Raw genomic sequence first — 5,548 nt, forward strand, 5'->3', positions numbered from 1 at the left:
TAAGATAGAGAAGTTGCCCTGCGGGCCTGGTTGTGATGACTGGGTCGTGGGAGCATCCGATCCTTGAGAACTCAACAGCGTGCACTTGTCAAATGCCAAATTATCCTCGTTCAGTCGTTTTTCGGCTGGGTGAGAATTCCTTTGGATCAAAGACCAACCTCCTTGTGGGGTTGGCATTCGGATGAAGTCAGCAATGAATTTGTCTCTTTGGTCAGCATCAAACTCGCTGCGTCATCGTTTTCCCGATGGGGTATGCATTTCTTTTTTACGGAGAGTTTGATCCTGGCTCAGGATGAACGCTGGCGGCGTGCTTAACACATGCAAGTCGAACGGTGAACACGGAGCTTGCTCTGTGGGATCAGTGGCGAACGGGTGAGTAACACGTGAGCAACCTGCCCCTGACTCTGGGATAAGCGCTGGAAACGGCGTCTAATACTGGATATGTGACGTGACCGCATGGTCTGCGTCTGGAAAGAATTTCGGTTGGGGATGGGCTCGCGGCCTATCAGCTTGTTGGTGAGGTAATGGCTCACCAAGGCGTCGACGGGTAGCCGGCCTGAGAGGGTGACCGGCCACACTGGGACTGAGACACGGCCCAGACTCCTACGGGAGGCAGCAGTGGGGAATATTGCACAATGGGCGCAAGCCTGATGCAGCAACGCCGCGTGAGGGATGACGGCCTTCGGGTTGTAAACCTCTTTTAGCAGGGAAGAAGCGAAAGTGACGGTACCTGCAGAAAAAGCGCCGGCTAACTACGTGCCAGCAGCCGCGGTAATACGTAGGGCGCAAGCGTTATCCGGAATTATTGGGCGTAAAGAGCTCGTAGGCGGTTTGTCGCGTCTGCTGTGAAATCCGGAGGCTCAACCTCCGGCCTGCAGTGGGTACGGGCAGACTAGAGTGCGGTAGGGGAGATTGGAATTCCTGGTGTAGCGGTGGAATGCGCAGATATCAGGAGGAACACCGATGGCGAAGGCAGATCTCTGGGCCGTAACTGACGCTGAGGAGCGAAAGGGTGGGGAGCAAACAGGCTTAGATACCCTGGTAGTCCACCCCGTAAACGTTGGGAACTAGTTGTGGGGTCCATTCCACGGATTCCGTGACGCAGCTAACGCATTAAGTTCCCCGCCTGGGGAGTACGGCCGCAAGGCTAAAACTCAAAGGAATTGACGGGGACCCGCACAAGCGGCGGAGCATGCGGATTAATTCGATGCAACGCGAAGAACCTTACCAAGGCTTGACATATACGAGAACGGGCCAGAAATGGTCAACTCTTTGGACACTCGTAAACAGGTGGTGCATGGTTGTCGTCAGCTCGTGTCGTGAGATGTTGGGTTAAGTCCCGCAACGAGCGCAACCCTCGTTCTATGTTGCCAGCACGTAATGGTGGGAACTCATGGGATACTGCCGGGGTCAACTCGGAGGAAGGTGGGGATGACGTCAAATCATCATGCCCCTTATGTCTTGGGCTTCACGCATGCTACAATGGCCGGTACAAAGGGCTGCAATACCGCGAGGTGGAGCGAATCCCAAAAAGCCGGTCCCAGTTCGGATTGAGGTCTGCAACTCGACCTCATGAAGTCGGAGTCGCTAGTAATCGCAGATCAGCAACGCTGCGGTGAATACGTTCCCGGGTCTTGTACACACCGCCCGTCAAGTCATGAAAGTCGGTAACACCTGAAGCCGGTGGCCTAACCCTTGTGGAGGGAGCCGTCGAAGGTGGGATCGGTAATTAGGACTAAGTCGTAACAAGGTAGCCGTACCGGAAGGTGCGGCTGGATCACCTCCTTTCTAAGGAGCACTTGGAGTCTTCGGACTTCCAGAACCCAGATCGGGAACGTTCGTTTCTCGCTGGGAGCTCATGGGTGGAACATTTGACATGACATCAAGATCTGATCTTGGAGCTAGTACGTCGTTCTTCGGAGCGGTTGGAAGGTTCTGGGTGAGGGGGCGGGTGTCTGCACGCTGTTGGGTCCTGAGGGACCGGATGCGGATCCTTTGGGATTCGGACCGTACCTCTGGACCTTTTGTCGTTTCCCCGGTTGGGGTGGCGGTGAGGGGTACCGCCCGTACTTTGAGAACTACACAGTGGACGCGAGCATCTTGCAGCCGGCTTTCGAGCTGGTTGCACAAGATGATCTTAAAGATCATTAGTCAATTTCAATCCAAGCTCTTTCGGGAGTTTGGTGTCGATTCTGATTCAAACTCATGTGATTTCAAGTCTTTAAGAGCAAACGGTGGATGCCTTGGCATCTGGAGCCGAAGAAGGACGTAGCAATCTGCGATAAGCCTCGGGGAACTGATAAGCAAGTTTTGATCCGAGGGTGTCCGAATGGGGAAACCCCGCTGGGCGGCGTGCCGACCTAGTGACTCCCGCCTGAATATATAGGGCGGGTAGAGGGAACGTGGGGAAGTGAAACATCTCAGTACCCACAGGAAGAGAAAGCAACCGCGATTCCGTTAGTAGTGGCGAGCGAAACCGGAACAGGCTAAACCTAGCGTGTGTGATAGCCGGCAGGTGTTGCACGTTGGGGGTTGTGGGACTTTTCAGTCATCTCTGCCGAGGTGGCGGCGTTACAAGAAGGTATAGACGAACGGTCTTGAAAGGCCGGTCATAGAGGGTGCCAACCCCGTAGTCGAAATGCCTTGCTTGGCGCGAAGAGTATCCCAAGTAGCACGGGGCCCGTGAAATCCCGTGTGAATCTGTCAGGACCACCTGATAAGCCTAAATACTCCCAGATGACCGATAGCGGACAAGTACCGTGAGGGAAAGGTGAAAAGTACCCCGGGAGGGGAGTGAAATAGTACCTGAAACCGTTTGCTTACAAACCGTTGGAGCCTCCTTAGTAGGGGTGACAGCGTGCCTTTTGAAGAATGAGCCTGCGAGTTAGCGATATGTGGCGAGGTTAACCCGTGTGGGGTAGCCGTAGCGAAAGCGAGTCTGAATAGGGCGATTCAGTCGCATGTCCTAGACCCGAAGCGAAGTGATCTATCCATGGCCAGGTTGAAGCGACGGTAAGACGTCGTGGAGGACCGAACCCACTTAGGTTGAAAACTGAGGGGATGAGCTGTGGATAGGGGTGAAAGGCCAATCAAACTTCGTGATAGCTGGTTCTCTCCGAAATGCATTTAGGTGCAGCGTTGCGTGTTTCTTGCCGGAGGTAGAGCTACTGGATGGCCGATGGGCCCTACAAGGTTACTGACGTCAGCCAAACTCCGAATGCCGGTAAGTGAGAGCGCAGCAGTGAGACTGTGGGGGATAAGCTTCATAGTCGAGAGGGAAACAACCCAGACCACCAACTAAGGTCCCAAAGCGCGTGCTAAGTGGGAAAGGATGTGGAGTTGCCTTGACAACCAGGAGGTTGGCTTAGAAGCAGCCACCCTTGAAAGAGTGCGTAATAGCTCACTGGTCAAGTGATTCCGCGCCGACAATGTAACGGGGCTCAAGCACGCCACCGAAGTTGTGGCATTGACATTATTGGTAGGCCTTCGTGGTCCAGCCGTGTTGATGGGTAGGAGAGCGTCGTGTGGCCAGCGAAGCGGCGGTGTGAACCAGCCGTGGAGGCTACACGAGTGAGAATGCAGGCATGAGTAGCGAATGACGTGTGAGAAACACGTCCTCCGAAAGACCAAGGGTTCCAGGGTCAAGCTAATCTTCCCTGGGTAAGTCGGGACCTAAGGCGAGGCCGACAGGCGTAGTCGATGGACAACGGGTTGATATTCCCGTACCGGCGAAGAACCGCCCAAGCTAATCCAGTAGTGCTAAGTGTCTGAATCCCAGTGACTGATCCCTTCGGGGTGACGCTCTGGGCCTAGCGCACGACCCCATTCTGGTGCGGTTAGCGTATTAACAGGTGTGACGCAGGAAGGTAGCCCAGCCCGGCGATGGTTGTCCGGGTGCAAGTGCGTAGGCCGAACGGTAGGCAAATCCGCCGTTCACATAGGCTGAGACACGATGCGGATAATAAGTGGGTGATCCTATGCTGCCAAGAAAAGCATCGACGCGAGGTTCTAGCCGCCCGTACCCCAAACCGACTCAGGTGGTCAGGTAGAGAATACCAAGGAGATCGAGAGAATCGTGGTTAAGGAACTCGGCAAAATGCCCCCGTAACTTCGGGAGAAGGGGGGCCATCCACTTATACGGACTTGCTCCGAAAAGGGTGTGGTGGCCGCAGAGACTAGTGGGTAGCGACTGTTTACTAAAAACACAGGTCCGTGCCAAGTCGCAAGACGATGTATACGGACTGACGCCTGCCCGGTGCTGGAAGGTTAAGAGGACCGGTTAGCCGCAAGGCGAAGCTGAGAATTTAAGCCCCAGTAAACGGCGGTGGTAACTATAACCATCCTAAGGTAGCGAAATTCCTTGTCGGGTAAGTTCCGACCTGCACGAATGGCGTAACGACTTCCCAACTGTCTCAACCGCGAACTCGGCGAAATTGCATTACGAGTAAAGATGCTCGTTACGCGCAGCAGGACGGAAAGACCCCGTGACCTTTACTACAGCTTGGTATTGGTGTTCGGTGTGGCTTGTGTAGGATAGGTGGGAGACTTTGAAGCATGGACGCCAGTTCGTGTGGAGTCATTGTTGAAATACCACTCTGGTCACTCTGGATATCTAACTTCGAACCGTAATCCGGTTCAGGGACAGTGCCTGGTGGGTAGTTTAACTGGGGCGGTTGCCTCCCAAAAAGTAACGGAGGCGCCCAAAGGTTCCCTCAACCTGGTTGGCAATCAGGTGTCGAGTGTAAGTGCACAAGGGAGCTTGACTGTGAGACTGACAGGTCGAGCAGGGACGAAAGTCGGGACTAGTGATCCGGCAGTGGCTTGTGGAAGCGCTGTCGCTCAACGGATAAAAGGTACCTCGGGGATAACAGGCTGATCTTGCCCAAGAGTCCATATCGACGGCATGGTTTGGCACCTCGATGTCGGCTCGTCGCATCCTGGGGCTGGAGTAGGTCCCAAGGGTTGGGCTGTTCGCCCATTAAAGCGGTACGCGAGCTGGGTTTAGAACGTCGTGAGACAGTTCGGTCCCTATCCGCTGCGCGCGTAGGAAGTTTGAGAGGATCTGACCCTAGTACGAGAGGACCGGGTTGGACGAACCTCTGGTGTGTCAGTTGTTCCGCCAGGAGCACCGCTGATTAGCTACGTTCGGGATGGATAACCGCTGAAAGCATCTAAGCGGGAAGCCGGCCTCAAGATGAGACTTCCATACCTTCGGGTGAGAGGCTCCCAGCCAGACTACTGGGTTGATAGGCCAGATGTGGAAGTGCAGTAATGCATGCAGCTGACTGGTACTAATAAGCCGATGACTTGATAACACACCGTTTGTTGGTGCTACGCGTCCACTGAGTGGTTCTCGATGTACGGTCGAGAACCGCATAACAACAATGACTTTGTTATGTGTTTGATTGAAACATCAATAGTGTTTCGGCGGCCATAGCGTGAGGGAAACGCCCGGTTACATTCCGAACCCGGAAGCTAAGCCTCACAGCGCCGATGGTACTGCAGGGGGGACCCTGTGGGAGAGTAGGACACCGCCGGACTTCTTTTA

The 5,548-nt window shown here is 54.5% G+C and carries 3 rRNA genes; all 3 read left to right on the forward strand.

The annotated features are described in order from the left end of the window. Positions 1 to 264 precede the first annotated feature (264 nt). The 3 genes from LC452_RS21720 (at position 265) to rrf (ending at position 5,540) form a co-directional block, all read left to right on the forward strand. Positions 265 to 1,788, forward strand: a 16S ribosomal RNA gene (locus LC452_RS21720). A gap of 423 nt (positions 1,789 to 2,211) precedes the next feature. Further along, a 23S ribosomal RNA gene (locus tag LC452_RS21725) occupies positions 2,212 to 5,315 on the forward strand. 108 nt (positions 5,316 to 5,423) lie between these two features. Next, positions 5,424 to 5,540: ribosomal RNA gene (gene rrf, locus LC452_RS21730) — 5S ribosomal RNA — on the forward strand. The 16S, 23S and 5S rRNA genes sit together here, the layout of an rRNA operon. Positions 5,541 to 5,548: the final 8 nt, after the last annotated feature.

Source organism: Microbacterium sp. EST19A, assembly GCF_019969685.1.
Taxonomy (GTDB): Bacteria; Actinomycetota; Actinomycetes; order Actinomycetales; family Microbacteriaceae; genus Microbacterium.